This is a genomic window from Oxynema mangrovii CENA135 (assembly GCF_016632315.1).
Classification (GTDB): domain Bacteria; phylum Cyanobacteriota; class Cyanobacteriia; order Cyanobacteriales; family Laspinemataceae; genus Oxynema; species Oxynema aestuarii.
Window position 1 is genome coordinate 2,671,610 of sequence record NZ_JAEOXH010000001.1, and the last position, 19,564, is coordinate 2,691,173.

The 19,564-nt window shown below is 54.4% G+C and carries 8 protein-coding genes, 1 pseudogene and 1 CRISPR repeat array; of the genes and pseudogenes, 3 read left to right on the top strand and 6 right to left on the bottom strand.

All coding sequences use genetic code 11. The annotated features are described in order from the left end of the window. Positions 1-96: 96 nt before the first annotated feature. Positions 97-1,293: a CRISPR direct-repeat array (repeat unit 37 nt; unit sequence GTTTCAATCCCCTTGCGGGGAGTTGGGCATAAGTGAC). 321 nt (positions 1,294-1,614) lie between these two features. Together cas2 and cas1 are read right to left on the bottom strand one after the other, a co-directional pair. Beyond that, positions 1,615-1,899, bottom strand: coding sequence for a CRISPR-associated endonuclease Cas2 (cas2, locus tag JJD41_RS10475; RefSeq protein WP_168570327.1), 285 nt, complete (start codon positions 1,897-1,899; stop codon positions 1,615-1,617). Between the two features lie 91 nt (positions 1,900-1,990). Continuing rightward, entirely contained in the window at positions 1,991-2,476 is a 486-nt protein-coding gene (gene cas1, locus JJD41_RS10480) for a CRISPR-associated endonuclease Cas1 (protein ID WP_200665868.1), read from the bottom strand. 268 nt (positions 2,477-2,744) lie between these two features. Here cas1 and JJD41_RS10485 point away from each other — a divergent pair, with 268 nt between their 5' ends. After that, complete coding sequence (locus tag JJD41_RS10485) at positions 2,745-3,035, top strand: tetratricopeptide repeat protein (protein ID WP_200665869.1); 291 nt, start codon at positions 2,745-2,747, stop codon at positions 3,033-3,035. A 37-nt stretch (positions 3,036-3,072) separates the two neighbouring features. Here JJD41_RS10485 and JJD41_RS10490 read toward each other — a convergent pair whose 3' ends face one another. Together JJD41_RS10490 and msrA are read right to left on the bottom strand one after the other, a co-directional pair. Then, the gene (locus tag JJD41_RS10490) at positions 3,073-6,930 is read right to left on the bottom strand and encodes a diguanylate cyclase domain-containing protein (protein WP_200665870.1); all 3,858 of its coding nucleotides are present in this window, start codon (positions 6,928-6,930) and stop codon (positions 3,073-3,075) included. A 318-nt stretch (positions 6,931-7,248) separates the two neighbouring features. After that, the gene (msrA, locus tag JJD41_RS10495) at positions 7,249-7,722 is read right to left on the bottom strand and encodes a peptide-methionine (S)-S-oxide reductase MsrA (RefSeq protein ID WP_200665871.1); all 474 of its coding nucleotides are present in this window, start codon (positions 7,720-7,722) and stop codon (positions 7,249-7,251) included. A 337-nt stretch (positions 7,723-8,059) separates the two neighbouring features. Between msrA and JJD41_RS24750 the strand changes: the two are divergent. Together JJD41_RS24750 and JJD41_RS10510 are read left to right on the top strand one after the other, a co-directional pair. Next, positions 8,060-8,431 (top strand): annotated as a pseudogene (locus JJD41_RS24750) (calcium-binding protein). Positions 8,432-8,584: 153 nt separating this feature from the next. Then, entirely contained in the window at positions 8,585-9,832 is a 1,248-nt protein-coding gene (locus JJD41_RS10510; protein ID WP_200665874.1) for a WD40 repeat domain-containing protein, read from the top strand. A gap of 219 nt (positions 9,833-10,051) precedes the next feature. Here JJD41_RS10510 and JJD41_RS10515 read toward each other — a convergent pair whose 3' ends face one another. Together JJD41_RS10515 and JJD41_RS10520 are read right to left on the bottom strand one after the other, a co-directional pair. Continuing rightward, positions 10,052-12,361, bottom strand: a complete 2,310-nt coding sequence (locus JJD41_RS10515; protein ID WP_200665875.1) for a hybrid sensor histidine kinase/response regulator — start codon at positions 12,359-12,361, stop codon at positions 10,052-10,054. Between the two features lie 258 nt (positions 12,362-12,619). Beyond that, complete coding sequence (locus JJD41_RS10520) at positions 12,620-19,228, bottom strand: PAS domain S-box protein (protein WP_200665876.1); 6,609 nt, start codon at positions 19,226-19,228, stop codon at positions 12,620-12,622. Positions 19,229-19,564: the final 336 nt, after the last annotated feature.

Genomic DNA, 19,564 nt, shown 5'->3' on the forward strand with positions numbered 1-19,564 from the left:
AATTTACTGGACTTTCGCCGGATATTTTTGCCCGCTAACGCACCCTACCGAAACTTCGTTCCTGTCGGATTGTGATGCTTTCGCTCCTATCAAGGGGTTTCAATCCCCTTGCGGGGAGTTGGGCATAAGTGACCTAATATGTAGTGTTTAATAGCTTCCATACAAGGAATTAATTCGGTTTCAATCCCCTTGCGGGGAGTTGGGCATAAGTGACATCAAAGGAGAGGTCAAACAGTTCCCTATGGGGGACAGTTTCAATCCCCTTGCGGGGAGTTGGGCATAAGTGACTTGCGCTTGTCAGGTGATGCGGGATGGGGCTAAAGGTGTTTCAATCCCCTTGCGGGGAGTTGGGCATAAGTGACCGTAATGACCCTGAAGACGGTTACTACTACTTCCACCGGGCAGAGTTTCAATCCCCTTGCGGGGAGTTGGGCATAAGTGACGGAGTGTCAGAAGGACTTGGCGGACTTTTGTGAGTTTGCTGTTTCAATCCCCTTGCGGGGAGTTGGGCATAAGTGACAGTCCATTATGCATGGACGAGTCTCCAGTTTGATGTTTCAATCCCCTTGCGGGGAGTTGGGCATAAGTGACTCTAATTCTCTGAGCTTCATGCTCAAGTGCAACGAAGTTGTTTCAATCCCCTTGCGGGGAGTTGGGCATAAGTGACGTTCGGAAGAGACTAAGGGGAAACTGAGTAGTCTCAAGGCGAAGGTTTCAATCCCCTTGCGGGGAGTTGGGCATAAGTGACAAGGCACTGAATATAACCCTAAGTTCGCTCGTGAACTAGGGCAGTTTCAATCCCCTTGCGGGGAGTTGGGCATAAGTGACTGAGAAGAACATACTTGATGACCAGTAGAGCACAGCTGTCATCCTTGTTTCAATCCCCTTGCGGGGAGTTGGGCATAAGTGACTTGGCAGCTCGCCTACCGGAGGCATGTTCTGGGAATTACAGAGTTTCAATCCCCTTGCGGGGAGTTGGGCATAAGTGACGTTCGATGTTGGGTGCCTCTCGAATACGCGGGCTAAATACGTTTCAATCCCCTTGCGGGGAGTTGGGCATAAGTGACAGCATACTTCCTCTCCCTTCATTCAATTCATGTCTGAGCTTGTTTCAATCCCCTTGCGGGGAGTTGGGCATAAGTGACCATGTTGACTCGATAGACTCGATAGAACCGATAAGCGTTTCAATCCCCTTGCGGGGAGTTGGGCATAAGTGACTTTATCTAAATGGAAGCGATGGGATAAAAGCCATCAAGGTTTCAATCCCCTTGCGGGGAGTTGGGCATAAGTGACCCTATGCTATTGAAACTCTCGCTGTATTTGGCTTTCAAGGTGCGTTTGCGCCGGAGTACGGAGGAGCAGCTTTACAAAAGTTAAACTGCTGCCGGGGCGTTGAAATTGCGGTTGTTTTTTAAGCACGGAACTACTATAACCGAAATCCTCAGAAAGAAAAAGGCGGAAAATACTATTTTTACTCTCTCTGAGGACGTCAATCTCTATTTTTCTCGTTCCGTCGCAGTTTCGGCAATTGTTACATTTAGAAACAACACCTGGAATCCCGCGTCAAATGGAGATTCCAGGTAGGCGCGATCGCGCTACGCCCCTAGCGGGACGTTACAAAATCAAATAATCCGGCGGTTCGTACAGGGGCGGACTGCCGTAGATCTTGGCTTGCTTTTTCGCGGTACCGGAGAGCGGATAGGCGCGCAAACTGTCTTCGGACAGCTTCAGGACCTTCAACCAACGCCGTTCGATCAGTTCGCAGAGAATTTCCCCCTCCACGGGACATTCAAAAACCGAATATTGGACGCGCTGACAGCGTTGTTCGATCAGTTTGGCGAGTTTGTTGCGGCGCTTGTCGTCGCGGACGTCGTAGCAGACGAGCCAGAAATCAGTCATGGGTTTTTGTTTCGATAATGGTTTGATGGTTTGTCAGTCTTTGCTGGGTAAGCAACCCCCAAAAATCGTGAAAAATTAGCAAAAACATCGATTATTTGAGCAAAAACGGCTCGTAATCGAGATTGGATTCGCACAAACATCGGCCCAGACTGCGGGCTTGTTCTAGGAGAATCTGGGCGAGGGTCAGACGACGATTTTGGGGAGAATAGAGGACGCGGCTGCTGAATTGGCGTTGTAACTGCCCCAGAAACAACTTTTTCGCCGTTTGTCCCAACCAAATCCCGGCGCCATCGGGAGAAGGCTCAAAGTCCAGGGGATCGAGCAGTTCCGCCTTGACGATCGCGATCGCCGCCCGGTCTACAATGACGGGGCGAAATTCTTCCATCAAATCGAGCACTAAATTGGGTCGATAGGGTTCGATCGCGTGGAAAAAGCCGAGATAGGGATCCAACCCCGCTTGTACGGCGGCGGCGAGCGATCGCGATGCGGTAGTCTCCACGAGCCAGGGAACGCCCTTATCCGCTCCCGATTCGCCGTCCGTGGGCGATCGCGCGATCGGCGAACCGGAACGCAACAAGGAATTACCGAGAGAGTGAGCCTAAAACTTACTTTTAATATCTCATTGTTTACCACACTCACTCGGTGACACGACCGAACGGGCGATCGCGACTCCTTCAACCGACGAGAAACCACCAAGGACAATCGAGATGGAACTGATTATTTTGCTGGTGATTTTGGTATGGATTGCCGTAGAGACGGGAATTTGGGAAAGATTTTGGCAAAATAAGCGACTGTTGCGCCAATAAACGCGAGAAGAAGCTGTTTTTCAAGAGCTGGTCAAACAATTGGAACGAGAAAACGGCGATCGCACTAATGCGACCCACTTAGAAGGGGTCGGCACCTTCAAAATTGCTGCCGGAAATTACCGGAAAGGAATCGCCGATCTGACGCGGGCGATCGCCACCTGTAATGGGGCCGTGCTTCTCGACGAGAACGAGGCGATCCTCTATACCTTGCGCGCCCATGCTTATTGGAAGTTAGGCGATCTCGATCGCGCCCGGCGGGACTGCGATCGGGCCGACATTTGCGATCCGAATCACGTGGAAGTGCAGCACTTGCGAACGGAGCTGAGATAAGTGCCACGGTAAGCGAGATCGGCGATCGCCGCCCCCCTCACGTCGCCAGAGTGCAGCGATCGCGCCCGTGCTCCTTCGCCCGATATAACGCCTCGTCCGCCGCCTGAATCAACGCTTCCGGGGACAGTCCCGCCGTAGGAACCAACACCGCCACCCCCAACGACAAAGTAACCCGGTGATGTTCCGATTTCGAGTGAGGGATATCCAGATCCCGCACCCGCATCCGCATTTCCTCCGCCACTCGCAACGCCCCCGAGGCGGGAGTATTGGGCAAAATAGCCGCAAATTCCTCGCCGCCGTAACGGGCCACCAAATCCGCCGGACGCTTCACGGTCCCTTGCAACGCCCGGGCGACTTCCTGCAAGCAGATATCCCCGGCTTGGTGACCGTAAGTATCGTTATACAGCTTGAAGCGATCGACGTCGCACAAAACCAGGGCGAGGGGCGCTTGCTCCCGTTTGAGGCGCTGCCATTCCCGTTCTAAATGGAGGTCGAACAGGCGGCGATTGGCGATTTGGGTCAAGCCGTCGCGAGAGGACAGTTCTTGTAACTCGCGGTTGCTGCTTTCTAACTGGCTGTATAATTCCCCTTGGTGGATGGCGATCGCCACCTGAGTAGCCAACTGACTCAACAGGGAAATCTCGTGCTGGCGCCATTGGCGGGTGTCGTGACATTGGTGGGCGATCAGCAAGCCCCACAAGGTATCGCCGTTGACCACGGGAACGACTAAATTCGCCTTGACCTGATAGCGATCGAGTAATTGGAGGTGACAGGAATTCAAACCCGCCTCGAAAACATTTTCGATCGCCCGAATCCGACCCTGACGGTAATACTTGACGTAATTATTGCGAAAACACGGATCGTCGATCGTCTCGCCTAAAATCGACAGACAGCCCGGGGCGACGGATTCGACCACCACTTCCCCGGTCCAGTTGGGATGGAAACGATACAAGATCGTGCGATCGGCTTGTAAAAAGTGGCGAACCTCGGTGACGGTCTTATTCAAAATTTCGCTGAGAGTGAGGGAACGGCGAATTTTTTGGGCAATTTCGCCGACCAATTGTTCCCGGCGCGCCTGCTGCTTCAACTCCTCTTTCAGTTGCTCGTACTCGACGATCTTCGCCGCCAATTCTTGGCGGTTTTGTTCGGTTTCCGGGGAAGGGCGATCGTCCCCGGAACCGTCGGCGACGGCGCCATTGCCCGAGGGAAGGGTCGCCACGGGTCGATTATCCGTCCCTTGAGTCCTGTGACGCGCTTGTTGGGTCAATGTCGCAGCAACTGCCGTCACGACGTTCTCACTTTTACGCAAACAGGACAGACGCCCGGCGACTAACATCGCTACGGCGGCATCGGCGGCGAGGGGTTCGCCGATCAAGTAGCCTTGGACGCGATCGCAGCCGACGGACTGCAACACCTCCAACTGCGGCCAGCTTTCCACGCCTTCGGCGATCGTTTCCAGATGCAAGCCGCGACCGAGGGCGACGATCGCTCGCACGATCGCCGTATCGCTTTCTTCCATGCCCAAATCCCGCACAAACGATTTATCAATTTTGACACTATCGATCGGCAAATGTTTGAGGGCGCTTAAGGACGAATAGCCCATGCCGAAATCGTCGATCGCCACTCGGATTCCCGCCTGTTTGAACTGTTGCAGAACGGCGATCGTAAATTCCAGATCGTCGATCGCCGTATTTTCGGTAATTTCCAACTCCAACAACTGAGGATCGACCTGAGTTTGCAGCAAAATCTCGCGGACCTTCTCGACCAAATTCTCCTCGCGGAACTGGCGGGCCGAGAGGTTGACCGCCATGCGGACCGACGGCAACCCCGCCAACTGCCACGCCCGATGCTGGGTACAAGCTTTATACAATACCCACTCGCCGATCGCCGCGATCTGGCCCAACTCTTCCGCCAAGGGAATGAACTGTTCCGGGGGAACGAAGCCCAAACGCGGGTGTTGCCAGCGTAACAACGCTTCCATCCCGACGATGCGCCCGGTGGCCAACTCCACTTGGGGCTGATAGTACAAAACGAATTCGTTGCGTTCCAGGGCTTTACGCAAGTCTACTTCTAGCATCAACCGTTCCAGATCGCGGGTATTCATCTGGGGTGCATACAGTTGATAGCTATTTTGTCCCTGTTGCTTGGCTTGATACATTGCCGCTTCGGCATGTTTGAGCAAGATCGGCGCGGTTTCGCCGTCGTAAGGGGCTAAGGCGATGCCGAGACAGGCACTGAGATAGAGTTCCCGCCCTTGGAAATAGAACGGCTGTTGCAAGCTGTCGAGCAGTTCGCGACCGATGTCGATGATATCTTCGGCATAAGTGATATTGGGTAACATCAAGACGAACTCGTCCCCATGCCAGCGTCCCAATAAAGAGGCCCGATCTTGGAAGCGATCGCGGTAGGTTTCCAAACATCTTTGCAGGCGGCGGGTGACGTGGGTCAAGACGTAATCGCCCCCCGCGTGGGAAAAGGTTTCGTTAATGGTTTGGAAGCGATCGAGGTCTAAGATCGCCACGGCGAGCATTTCGCCCTGTTCGCGCAAGTGTAGCAAGGCTAAAGATAACTGCCGCTCGAACAAGACGGAATTGGGCAACTGAGTGAGAACGTCGTAAGACGCTTGACTGTGAGTTAAGCGTCTCACCCGGTGTTGGGTGAGGGCGGCGTAGAGATGCAGTCCCAAGCGTTGGGCGAGTTTGAGGTCTTCCGGAGACCAGTTCGGGGTCAGGCGCTCGATCGCGCGCCACTCGGCAAAGGACTGTCTCGGCATTTGATTGCGCGGGTCTGAATTGTGGCGACCGGCCCAGCGCTTTTCGATGTCGCGAGCGTGCCGAAATAGCACTAAGGAGCCGACCCACTGATTGCAATAGCGCAGGGGAACGATCAGTAAGGATTGGATCGGCGTCGGGGCGAAGAGGGCGGCGAGATCTTGCCAGCGCGGGTCTGCATCGAGTTGGGCGACGGTGTAGGGAAACGCCCCTTGGGGAGGATCGGCGATCGCCCCCGGGTCTTGGCGATCGCGCGCTTTCGATCCGCCATATTTGGTCAATTGTTGCCAGAGGGCGTAACTTTCGAGATCTTCCCGGGCGGGTTGTTCGCCGCAGACAAAGCACTGGGCGGGTTCTCCGGTTAAATCGGCGCCCACGTACAGCCGACCGCCATCGGCATTGAGTGCCGTCACGCACTCCCTCAGGGCCGGTTGCCAGAGGCGATCGCGATCGCCGCCGTCGAGTTGTCGGCTCAAACGGGCGACAATCTGCTCCTGACGCATTTGTTCTTGCGCTTTAGCGATCAAACTGGTTTGAGCGATCGCGATCGAGATTTGATGCGCCAACAGATCGATAGTTTGTAATTCCGTTTCGCTGTAGCGGCGCGGTTCGCTGTGGTGTGCCACCAGTAAGCCCCACAATTGGGCGCGATATCCTTCCGGCGTCGCCCCGCGATCGAAAATCGGAACCGCCAGAGACGAGAGCACCCCCATCGCCAACAGATATTGAAGGTGACACGGATCGACCGGGGCGTAATTGGGGCCGGCGCTGTCCCCGTCCGACTCGTGGGATCCCAAGCGATTGAGAATTTTGCGCTTCGACGCCACATCGACGATCGTGCGCAGGTGTCCTTTCGCAAAGCGATCGCGGGCGTAAGCGGGAATGTCCGTGGCGGGAAAATGCAAGCCGAGTAAGGAAGGCAGGCGATCGCCTCCAATGGCTTCGGCGATGACTTCGCCACTCCCGTCGGCAGCGAATTGGTAAATTTTGACGCGATCGACTGCCAGAAATTCGCGAATTTGGCTGACAATGCCCGCTAAAATTTCTTGCAGATCGAAAGAATCGTGAATGCAATTGACGATTTGATAGAGCAATTGCTCTTGAAGGCGGAGGGGTTTAAACATACTGGCTGGCGTTCTCCAGACGAGCTGAGGAAAGCAAAAATGGTTTTAACTTTAGGGTGACATAAACCCCGGATTGAATAACAAGAATTTAAAAAAAATTATTCAACTGTAATATGGCGAAAATTAAAATAATTTATGTAATAATTTTATGTAAGAATGAAATATTATCTCGATCGCCGAGGAGCGCCCCCGATTGCCGCCGCCAACCGGGAGGGATCGCCCGCGATCGAGCCATTAACTCCGAGAAAAGATTAAAAAATGAGTTCGAGACACCCGTAAATCGAGCGATCCCCTGAAGATCGTCAACGGCGATCGCCCCTAATTTCGATTAGGTTTTAACTTTTTCTCGAAATATTGCTGGTGTTCCTCCGCCGCCAACCAAAACTCGCCGAGTGCTTCGATTTGGGTGGCGATCGGCTTTTGAAACTTACCCGATCGTTCCCACCTTAATTTAGACTGTCGCGCCGCCTGTTCTTGCTGGGAATCGTGATAAAAAATAACCGAACGATATTGTTCGCCGCGATCGGGACCTTGGCGATCGACCTGGGTGGGATCGTGGCAAGTCCAAAAGACCTCCAGCAAATTCTCATAACTGAGGCGATCGCGATCGTACTCGATTTGTACCGCTTCTGCATGTCCCGTAATCCGGGCGCAAACATCCAGATAACAGGGGTTGGGGAAATGCCCCCCGGTATAGCCGACCGAGGTAGACACCACCCCGGGAACTTGTCGAAATCGTCGTTCGACCCCCCAAAAACAGCCTGCGGCAAAAGTTGCTTTTTCTAAAACCATGAGTCACTTATCGGTAAATTGCGAGCAGAACATTGGCAGAAATCCGCCGTAGAAAACCGCGTCTCGCGAGGGGCGATCGCGGGTGAGTAACGGCGGCGATCGCCCCGGGGTTCAATAGGGAGGAGATCGTTTCTTTACCCGGCTCATTTCTGTTATATAGTAGCGATTCTCGCTAAAAATAATTAGCCCAAAGATTGTACTATAACTCTCCTCAATCTTGCGGTAAAAATCTTGTGGTAAAATCATCGGTTATAAGGACCCGGCATTGCCGCCTCTCTGCGGGGAATTGGCGACTCGATCCAGTCGATCTCAGATTCAACAGATTTAGGAGTGCTATATGATTAGCCCCGAGAAAGAAGCTGAAATTCAACAACGCATCGACGATGAAATTATCGTTGACGCATACAATGATGAAGAAGTCATGATGTCGTGGTATTGCTACTTGCAAGATAACATCTCTTTTCCTTTTGAGGCCGAGTGGACGAGTAGCCGCAGCTCGTCTGCCAACAAGAGAACATAACGGAAAGTCCAAGTTGTGGATATATCTTCAGAGGAACAATGCGAACGGGAGATCTTCGTCGAAATTGAAATTAAAGGAGGAAAGATCGAGGATCGAATTAGCGTTCCGTTAATCAATATCAAACCGATCGATGCGGACGAAGGTTCCCGACAAGCGATCGGCGATTGGCATTATTGGTGGGAGCAGTAAAAAGGCGATCGCGATCTTTTCCGCGATCGACCCCGATCGCCGTTGAAAATAGCAAGGGAGCGATCGCCGCCGAAAATGGTAGAAAAGAGAGGAACGGTTACGTCCGTGACCGAACCCGAAAACGGCTCCCATTGCTGTTGAAATCAACCGATAATGACCGATTGCCCCCCACAACCGAAAACTTACGACCTCGTTTTAGGCGGTCAAAACCTGCCGCTTTCCGGTGCCGTCCTCGGCGGACTCGACGGGGTGAAGCAACGCTTGGCGACGGCGCAAGTGCAGCAGAAAATTAACGCCCTCCATCAAGCCTTGCATTACGGTCAACCGGGGTTAGAATTAATCGTCGAAACCCTCAAAGATGCGGATCCGCAAATTCAGAAATCCGCGTATTTACTGCTGCGGGAGCGATCGGAACCGGAAGTTAAGCAAGCTCTCGCAACGGTCAATCCTTACGAATATCTGACTCGGATCGACACCCTCAACGGTCATAAAGGGTTGGTGTTGTGTGTCGCCTTCAGTCCCGACGGACAGACCTTAGCCACCAGTGGGAGTGGGGACAAGGCGATCGCCATTTGGGATATCAGTAGCGGTAAAAAACTAAAAACCTTACACGGTCACGGGGATTGGGTCAACGCGATCGCCTTCAACCCCCAAGGCCCGACCTGCGCCAGTTGCAGCAGCGACGGGACGATCAAGATTTGGGACATGAGCAGTGGCAATCCCCTGAGTACCTTGCACGGTCATACCGGGGCCGTTTATAGCCTCGCCTACACCCCGGACGGACGCACCTTAGTCACTGGAAGTGCGGACTGTACGATCGACATCTGGGATCTCAGTCAGGGGAGGCGTTCCGGTTCGGCGTCCTTGCAGCGAACCTTACTCGGTCATCAAAGTCGCGTCGAAGGCGTGGCGGTCAGTCCCGACGGACAGATCCTCGCCAGTGGCAGTTGGGATCGGACGATTCAGTTGTGGGATCTCGAAACCGGACAGTCATTTCAAACCTTGCGGGCCCATCAAGGGTTAGTGGTCGGGGTCGCGTTCAGCTCCACCGGGAAGCACTTAGTGAGCTACAGTACCGATACGACGATCGCCGTTTGGAAGTTATTCGGTCGCGGTTTGGGAACCGTAGCGACATTGCAACATACTTTGTGCGGCCACGAGGAGCGGGTGAATAGTGTCAGCATCGCGCCGGACGGTCGAACCTTGATTAGTGGCAGTCGCGACGGCACGATCGCCATTTGGGACCTGTATCGGGGGGAATTGCTCGGCAGCGTGCGCTCTCATAGCGGTTGGGTCAACAGCGTCGCTTATACCGTCCGCACCACTTATCCGCAATCCCGTCAAAAAATGTTATTGGCGAGTGGGGGATTTGGCGGGGCGATCGAGCTGTGGACGATTTAGGGATTTAGGGATTGTAGATTGTAGATGGATCGCCTGCAAGGACACGGCACTGCCGGGTTCCTCCCCTCGATGCCTCTCATTATTTTTAAAAAATGGTTATTAGATTGTAGATCTAATAGCCATCCTCAGTGTTGTTGTAAAATTGCAAAATTCATGGGTTGTAAAGACAAGGCATTGCCGTGTACTTACAAGGATGGGACGAGTTGACTGGTCTCTGGCTTATGGATTGGCATGAAAACGATCGCCCGAGTGGTTACCGACGGGGGCTTCCCGTGGACTGGGCGCCGGAGAAGCGAGGGCTAAAGATTCGCGAATTTTGCCTTCCAAGGGAAAGGTTACCGTAAACGTCGTTCCTCCCGACGGGCGATCGCCTTTCAATTGACTGCTCACTTTCACGTGACCGCCGTGGAGTTCGACGCAGCGTTTGACGATCGCCAATCCCATGCCCGTCCCGCCAATTTTACCGACATTGCGACAGCGTTGGAACGCATCGAAAACATAGGGTAAATCCTCTTCGGGAATGCCGATCCCGCAATCTTTGACCTGAAAAATGGCGCGATCGCTTTCAGAAAAGACCCGAAATTCAACCGCCGTATTTTCCGGAGAATATTTAATTGCATTCGAGAGTAAATTGCTAAAAATATGATACAAGAGTTTTCGATCGAGACAGACCTCTGGCAACGTTCCGACACATTGGAAATCGAGTAACAGATCGTCGCCGTGATTCCCTTGGAACTCTTCGACTAAATCCTGACAAAATGCATTCAAATTCAGGGGAACGGGTTTGCATTCTAAGCGTCCCGACTCCGTGCGCGCCAGAGTCAAAACATCTTCTAACAATTCGTTCATGTGGATGGCGGCTTTTTGAATGCGTTGCAAACAGTTAGCGAGCTTTTCGGGACTGCCGTGGTTGACCGATTCGAGATAAAATTCCAACAAATCCGCCGAAGAAACAATCGTCGTTAACGGTGTTTTGAACTCATGAGAAACCATTGAAATGAAGTGAGTTTTCAACTCGTTGAGTTCTTTTTCTTTTGCCAGAGCCTTGAGCGTTTCTTCTTCGGCGCGCTTGCGTTCGGTAATATCGCGACCGACGGCTTGGAATTCGAGGAGGCGATCGCGCTCGTCGAAAATCGCCCGTTCGCTCCACTGTTGCCAACGAGTTTCGCCATTAGACATCACCAAAGACGACTCGCGCTCGATCGCGGGACTCTCACTAAGATCCCGTTCGAGATCCGGAGAGAGAGGCAAATGAGAACCGCCGTTGAGTTCGCAGCGATCCAGTTCAAAATAGCGGCGATAGGCTTCATTCGCAAAGGTCAGTTGACCCTTAGCGTCGAAACGACAAATCAACTCCGTTTGATCCTCGACGATCGCCCGATAGCGGGCCTCACTGGCTTGGAGGGCGTTTAACGCCGCCGAACGGTCGAGATGGAGGGCGATCGCCGCCGCCGCACCTCGTAACATATCAATCGGAGACGTCGGCTCGAAACTGCTGTTTTCCGTCACCGGACAATAAGCATTACCCGACGTCCCATCCACTTGTTCCCGTTTGTAAGCCGCCACAGTTTCGGGACAGTTTTCAAAGACGATCGCCCCGAAACAGTTCCCGTCGATCGATAAAGGGACGATCGCGATCGAATCGACTTCGGCGTGCTGCAAATTTTGCCGGAGTTGCGCAGGCCAATCCTCAGTATATCCGGCGACGATCGCCCCAGCGCGGAGCCGTTCGAGCCACGCCTGGTGAAACTGAAACCCTGCCGCTCGTTCCCAAGATTCCTCACAGGGATGACTTCCCGCCAACCAACAACAGCCCAAAGAAATCCGAAACGAGCCATTAGCAGACTGAAACTTCCATAAAAATGCCCGTTCCGCTCCAATCGCCTCGCCGAGAGGTTGCAGTAAATCGAGGGCGTGACAATCTTGAGGGCAAATTAAATCCGCATCGCGAGGCAAATGATGGGACGGCGCTCTAGAGACATCGACCCCATCCCCGACCGCCGATCCAGTTGACCTCCTAGAGCGATCCTCTGCTGGCGCTGCGTCAACACAGAGCGATCGCCCCGGGACGCAAACCGATTCGTTCGCCAGCAAGCGACGCTGAACTCGCACCAGAGCCGACAGATTGCGATTGGCTTGACTCAAACGCGCGGTGACCTGCTGCAAGCGCAATCCCGCACGAACCCGCGCCGATAACTCTTCCGCGTCGATCGGCTTGGAAAGAAATTCATCGGCCCCGGCGTCCAAACCTTCCACGCGATGGTTGATTTCGCCGCGCGAAGACGTCAGTAAAATAAAGAACGTATGGTGTAAACGAGGATCGGCCTTGAGCTGACGACAAACTTCTACGCCGTCGTAAAATGGCATCACCCAATCGCAAATAATCAAGTCCGGACGATGTTCGCGAGCTTGTTCCAACCCTTCCCGTCCGTCTTTCGCCGCAAACACTTGATAACCTTCTAACTGCAAATTGCGTTTGAGCAGTAAGCGAGTTGCGCCGTCGTCGTCGATGACGAGTATTTTAGCCATGTTTGTTTGAGTCTCCCCTCTGAATAAGTGTCCTGAGTTCGTGAGCCGCCACCCTCTAACGATAGGGCGAAGGCGCCTAAGTGCGAGCGTTGCCAGGCATAGGAGGATATCTCTATCCTGTCTGGGCGAGTTTTCGAGAATGTACCGACTTTGTTCCAGCTAAACATATCCATCGAACGACAGTAATCCGCAATATGACCGATCGCCGCCAAAAAACTTCCGCAATTGTGCTGAATTTTCCTCAGTACAATTGCGGAATTATTCCGGGTTACCGTCAACATTCCCGGTCTGTAAACTCCGTAAAAATACTCGAACGCGCTCGAAAATTGTCTCTAGTTCCTTCATATAGTTGGGAACCGGAGCGAGCTGATTTTGTTTCGCCATTTGTTCGATCGCGCTGGCCACCTCCGGCATGGATCGTATGGCGACCGTAGCGCTGCTGCCTTTGAGCTGGTGGGCGTGACGGGCGAGGGCGATCGCGTCCGACGCCGCTAAGGCTGCTTTGAGATGGGCAAGATAACCCGAGGCATCGTCCATAAACGCCTGTAACAGTTCGATTTGAAACTCCCGATCGCCGCGACTGAGCGCGTCGAGGCGATCGCGGTCTACTGGGCATTCGTCGGGGTCGGAGGGGGGCGGGGATGCGATCGGTTCGGGAGGCGGTGGCGGTGGCAACTCCGGTGCGGGGGCGATCGGGTCGCGACTCTGTAAGACGATCGCCTCGGCGTCGCCGGGGAGCGACTCGAATTGTGCGACCCAGAGGCGAAGCCGTTCCAGAGCCGCTTCGATCGCCGTCGCGATCGCCCCGGTGCGGGTAAGATTTCCCTGGCGTGCGTCTTCTTCGAGGGTCGTCACCCAATCGGGAATCGTGCGAATGCCGACACTGAGACTGGCGCCTTTAATTTGATGGGCGGCGCGGGCGACTTGGGGGGCGTCTCCCCGAGTTAACCCCTGTTTGAGAGCCGCGAGATAATCGTTGCAGTCGTTCAGAAACACCGTCAACAACTCCCGTTGGAAGTCGCGATCGCCCCGGGAGACTTTCTGTAAGTGAGCCAGATCCACCGGGATTGCGCGATTCTCCTGGAGAGACGCTCCGCGAAGAGGAGGATCCGGTGGGGACGACACCGCCACCGGGGCGCGATTCTCCTGGGGAGACGATTCGCGAATGCCCTCCGAAGCTTGCCACGGCGTCCAGCGCCTCAACATCCCCTCTAACTCTTCCACGGTGACCGGTTTGCTCAAATAATCGTCCATCCCCGCCGCCAGACATTTTTCACGATCGCCCTTCATCGCGTAGGCGGTCAATCCCACCACCGTCGTCCGACCTTCGCAGGCTTCGCGATTCTCCTGACTCCTTTGGAGTCCCTTCGCGAACGCAGACGCTTCGCGATCGCGCAACTGGCGCGTGGCGTCGTAACCGTCGAGGACGGGCATCTGGCAGTCCATCAACACCAAATCGTAACGTTCCCGGGCGAGGCGATCGAGGGCTTCGCGACCGTTACAGGCAACCTCCACCGCAATCCCCAACAGTTCCAGTTGACCCCTGACCACCTTCTGATTGATCGGCGTATCTTCCACCAGCAGCACTTTCAGTCCCGACGAGGGGACTAAGGGCGATCCTCCGTTCTCCTGGGCAGACGCGGAGGGAACGGAGTCGCCGGGCGATCGCGGCTGACCGGGGGCGGGTAACGGCGAGACCACTTCGCCGCGCAAACATTGCAGCAGGCGCGACGGGACGAGCGGTTCGATCGCGTATCCCGCAAAACCGCGATTTAACAGCGCTTGGAGTGGTTCGATTTCGGCAAACGGACCGATCGCGATCGCCGCCGTGCGCGCCAGGGCTGCATTGCCGCACAACAGCCGTTCGAGCAGCTTCGGCGTACTTTTGACGATCGCCCAATCGATCGCCAGAAAATCGAAGGGGCGCTCTTCCGTCAACGCCGCGTAAACCATCGCCAACGCCTGCCGCAAGTCCGCCGCTTCCCTGACTTCCACCCCCCAATAGGCGGCCCACGCCGCGATCGCCTCGCGATCCGCCGCCCGTTCGCGAACCGCCAACAAGCGCCGACCCGGCAAACAATCCGCCTCCGGGTTCGGTTCGGCGTCGCGTTCTCGTTCTAAAGGTACCTCGAACCAAAAAGTCGAACCGCGCCCGGGTTCGCTCTCCAGGCCGATTTCGCCGCCCATCAGATCCACGAGTTGCTTGGCGATCGCCAAACCCAACCCGGTGCCGCCATATTCCCGAGTGGTCGAGGGATCGACTTGGGAAAAACAGGTAAATAAGCGGTCGCGGTTCTGGCGATCGATGCCGATTCCCGTATCGCTAACCTCAAAGCGCACTACCGTCGCCGTCCGATCTGCTGGAGGCGTCGCCGCGTTGCGAACCCGTAACACGATCTGACCGCGTTGAGTAAATTTGACCGCGTTTCCGAGTAAATTCGAGAGAATTTGCTTGAGATGGTACAGATCTGCGCGTCGATCGCGGTTCACCTGCGGGTCGAGAACGATCGCGAAACCGATCCCCTTGGCTTGCGCTTGCGGGCCGAATAAATTGAGCAATTCTTCGAGACCTTCGGCGAGGTCGAACGGGCGCATTTCGAGGCGCATTTCTCCCGCTTCGAGTTTGGAGAAATCGAGAATATCGTTAATTAAGGTCAGTAAATTTTGACCGCTCAAGCGCAACGTCTCCACGATATCCCGTTGTTGGGGCGTCAGCGACGAGTGCAGCAGCAACTCGGTCATCCCCAGCACCCCATTCATCGGGGTGCGAATTTCGTGGCTCATATTGGCGAGAAATTGGGCTTTGAGTCGGGCCGTTTGTAAGGCGGCTTCCCGGGCTTCAACTAACTCGTCGATAATGTGAGTGGCGATCGCGATCCCGCCGACTTCCCCGGCGCTGGCATACCACGGCTGAATCGCCCAACGCAGGTAAATCCGCCTAGCCTCGTCGATTTCGAGGCAGTCTTCCGGATGGGAAATCGCCTCGCCGTTTAAGGCCCGATCGCACGGATCGGCCCAGTGGCGCGCCAACTCGGGCAGCGTTTCCTCTAAAGTGCGTCCGACGAGAGATTGGTCACCGAGATGGTATTCTTCCACCCAACGATCGCTGTACGCCAGATAACGCCATTGGCGATCGAACATCGCCATCGCGACCGGGGCGCGGGCGACGATTTCGCGCAGTTGCCGCCGTTCGCAATCGAGGGCCGCTTCGTAGGTTTTGCGTTCGGTGATGTCCGTGGCGATCCCGTCGATGCGAACTGGGGTGCCGTTGTCGTCGCGAATCACCCGGGCGCGATCGCGGATCCAGCGTCGTTCCCCGTCCGGTCGCACGATTTGATATTCTCGGTCGTGACTGCCTTTTTGCCACAGTTCGCCCCCTTGGGTTTCCAGCCCCTCCCGGTCTTCCGGGGCGATCGCCTCGAACCAGATCGAGGGATTGTCGCGAATTTCCGCCACCGATCGCCCGTAAACCCCCTCGAATGCCTCGTTGAGATAAAAAATTTGCGAATTATCCGCACTGGTAGACCAGACGATATCGTCCAGGGACCGCAGGATATTATCGAGTTGTTCCCGGCTTTCTTGCAAGGCGCGATCGGCCAAACGGCGATCGGTAATGTCGATCGCGGTGCAAATCAGGCGATCGATGCGTCCCTCCCCGTCGCGCAACGGCGTCAATGTCGCTAAAAACCAGGTGCAGTTTTCCCCGACGACTAAAGCTTCCTCGAACGAAATCGGCTCGCCTGTTTGACAACATTCCCGATAACGGGCATTCCACGGATCGGCAATTTCCGGCGGTAAGACTTCGCGGGAGGTGCGTCCCAACAGTTGCTCCGCCGGGATCGGACTTTCGGCGGCGGCGATCGGATTGACCCCCGCATAGCGAAACTCGCCGTCTTCGCCGACTTCCAACACGAAAATCGGGATTCCGGCCCCTTCCCAAATACTGCGTAAAAATTGTTCGCGATCGCGCAATTTACGTTCCGCTTCCTGGCGATCGCCGATATCGCGCAGAAAGGCGCACAGATATTCCTGACCCTGATATTCGAGATAGTTGGCGACCACTTCAAAGGGTCGCTGCGTCCCCGCTTTGGTCTGGCCGATGGTTTCCATCGTCAGGGTTTTCGCCGCTTTCAGATTTTGCCACTGTTCGTCCCAGCGATCGCCGCCATATTTAATGTCGAGGTCGGCAATACTCAAATTGAGTAATTCTTCGCGGGTATAGCCGAAATAGCGACACAAGGACTCGTTCACGAATAAAAAGCGTCCTTCGGGGGTCGCCCAACAAATGGCATCCCCGGCATGGTCTACGGAAAATTGGGTGAATTTGAGCGCTTCTTCGACCCGTTTGCGTTCGGTAATATCTGTTGCCGTTCCCGTGGTGCCGACGATCGCCCCGTCGCGATCGCGCACGACGACGACGTTATAGCACAGATCCACGGCCCGCCCGTCTTTGCGTCGGTGTCGGGTTTCGTAAACGAGGGATTGATGTTCTCCGGCGAGCAACCCGGCGAAGATTTCTAAATCTTTTTGGGCCTGTTCGGGACGGGCAAACTCGCTGAAGGGCCGACCGAGCATTTCTTCGACGTCGTAGCCGTAAATCGATCGCGCGACGGGATTGAGAAAGGTCCAACACCCCTGCGCATCTACGGACCAAATCAAATCCCGAGAGGTTTCGACTAAATAGCGATACTGCCGTTCGCTGGCGGCGAGGGCCTCTTCGATCCGCTTGCGTTGGGTGATGTCGTAAAAGGTCGCCAGCAAGGCGTCCTCGCCCTCAAAATCGATGCTTTGCATGGAAACCATCGCCCAATAAAGCATTCCGTCGGCTTGTTTGAATTGGAGTTCGTAACTGTGGACGTAACCGTCTCGTTCTACCCGTCGCAGTAACCTGGGGCGATCGTCGGGATCGGCGTAAAACTGCCGCACCGATCGACCGATCGCCTCGGACAGCGACAGACCGACTAATTCGCAGAATAATTGATTGGTATAAAAGATCGTCCCGTCGGATTTACGGGTAATCACTAAGGGAACTGTCGTTCCTTCGACGATCGCCCGAAACCGTTTTTCACTCTGGCGCAAGGCGGTTTCCGACTGTTGCCGTCGTTCGATTTGTGCCTGTAATTCGGCGTTGGCGCACTCCAGTTCGGCGGTGCGTTCTCGGACGAGTTCTTCTAAATGGTTTTGATATTGTTGTAATTCCTGTTGGGTATTTTGACGGTCGGTAATGTCGCGGGCGACCCAGATCGCGGTATGCTCGGACATCGGCGAAATGGTGGCGTCAAAGCAGATGTCGCGATCGCCAATCGGCAACCAATATTCGCACTTGACCGGGGTTTGCGAGGCGATCGCCGTTTGAATGTAGTTGAGAAATTCCTCCGCTAGGGCGATCGGGAAAATCTCGTGCAGGGTTTTCCCGACTAATTCTTCCGGGGGTTTGTACAACAATTGTTCTTGGGTCGGCGCCACTTTCAGACAGTAACCGCGATCGTCTAAAACGATGACAATATCGTTCATCGCCGCGAACAAGGCCCGAAATTCGGCTTCGTTGTCCCGGATTTCCCGTTCTTGGCGGACGCGATCGCTGATATCTAAAATCAAGGAAATGGCCCCGGCGATCGTTTCCCCTCCTTGATAAATCGGCGTACTGTACCACTCGCAAATCACGGGCTGTCCGTCCCGGGTGACATGTTCGCGAACCACGCCCATCCCATCGGCACCGATCGAGCCTAAAATGGCGATCGCCTCGTCGGTCTCGATCTCTGTGTCGGGAAATAACAGCCGACGGTCGGCGCCGATCGCCTCTTCGCGGCTATAGCCGAAAATCCTTTCGGCGGAAGGGTTCCAGGCGACGATTTCTAAGTTTTCGTTCCATTCGATCGCCGCGAGGGGGGTATGCTCGATTAATAAGGCTTGTTTTTCGGCAAAGTTTTTTAACTGTCGTTCCATTTCGACGCGATCGGTCAGATCCCGACAAATGCCGATCGAGCCGACGATTTCCCCTTTCGAGTTGCGGTAGGGGCTTTTATTGCTCGAAAAGATCCGCCACTGTCCGCCAACTGGGATCGGTTCTTCAAAGGTTCGACTTTCTCCGGTCTCGACGACCTCGCGATCGTGTTCTTTCAAGGTCGCGGCGATCTCTGAGGGCAATAATTCGCTATCGTCTTTGCCGAACAGATCTCGAACGCTACATCCTAATGCTTTTCCCAGGCTGGCATTACCCAATAAATAGCAGCCTTCGCTATTTTTGACGTAAATAGCATCGATGCTATTTTCGACGACCCCGTTTAAGAGGTTATAACTGTTTTCTAGGGCCGCTTCGATTTGGTTGCGAATGCGGATTTCTGCTTCTAAGGAGGCGATCGCGTCTTCGAGTTCGGCGGTGCGTTCTTTTACCCGGTATTCGAGTTGTTCGGAGAGGTGTTTTAACTGTCGCGATAGGGAACTGCGCTCGATCGCGTAGCGGATCGATTTGACGAGTAGTTGTCCGTCAAATCGCCCTTTGACGAGGTAATCTTGTGCTTCGCAATGGATGGCGGCGATCGCGACGTCTTCGTCGTCGAGTCCGGTCAGTACGATCGTCGGTACGAGGGCGATCGCGGATCGCGGCGAATAGCCGTCCGATGAGGAGGGTTTCCACTGCTGCAATTGATGCAGGGTTTCGAGTCCGCAACTGTCGGGAAGGGATAAGTCGAGTAAAATAATGTCGAAGGACTGGTTTTCTACATGGGCGATCGCCTCGCTCAAACGGCACGCCCGGGTCAAGTTAAAGCGAAATTGTTCGACATCGAACAACCAAGTTTCTAATAGTTCGGCATCGGCGTTATTGTCTTCGACTAACAAGATTTGGACGGGTGAATGGTCGCTCATGTTTACCTTGCCTCACTCGTATCTTATTTTTTCTTATTTCTATTGTTTTAACCTATGCTCTCGGCGATCGCAGCGAAATCGACCGTCGAGTAAGTTTATTAAAAGTATTGGGTTTTCAGTCAAAAATACTGCGAATTTGACCGGGCGATCGTGATGCAAATCATCGCGAAATCTCTCGTTTTGAGGGAATCGCGGCGATCGGGCGATCGATGGCCTTCAGTGACCGAAGTGAGGAGCGAGACTGAGGAGACAATCCACGATCGAATCGGCTTTTACTTCGGTTTTCAGCGCTGAAATTGCAGTTAAATTCCGGTTGATTGCTTGTTTTGATGCTTG

What these genes read in the sequence shown, in the direction of transcription:
- JJD41_RS10510 (WP_200665874.1), top strand. Translation starts at nt 8,585, where the DNA reads ATGACCGATTGCCCCCCACAACCGAAAACTTACGACCTCGTTTTAGGC.
- cas2 (WP_168570327.1), bottom strand. Translation starts at nt 1,899, where the DNA reads ATGACTGATTTCTGGCTCGTCTGCTACGACGTCCGCGACGACAAGCGC.
- JJD41_RS10490 (WP_200665870.1), bottom strand. Translation starts at nt 6,930, where the DNA reads ATGTTTAAACCCCTCCGCCTTCAAGAGCAATTGCTCTATCAAATCGTC.
- JJD41_RS10515 (WP_200665875.1), bottom strand. Translation starts at nt 12,361, where the DNA reads ATGGCTAAAATACTCGTCATCGACGACGACGGCGCAACTCGCTTACTG.
- msrA (WP_200665871.1), bottom strand. Translation starts at nt 7,722, where the DNA reads ATGGTTTTAGAAAAAGCAACTTTTGCCGCAGGCTGTTTTTGGGGGGTC.
- JJD41_RS10520 (WP_200665876.1), bottom strand. Translation starts at nt 19,228, where the DNA reads ATGAGCGACCATTCACCCGTCCAAATCTTGTTAGTCGAAGACAATAAC.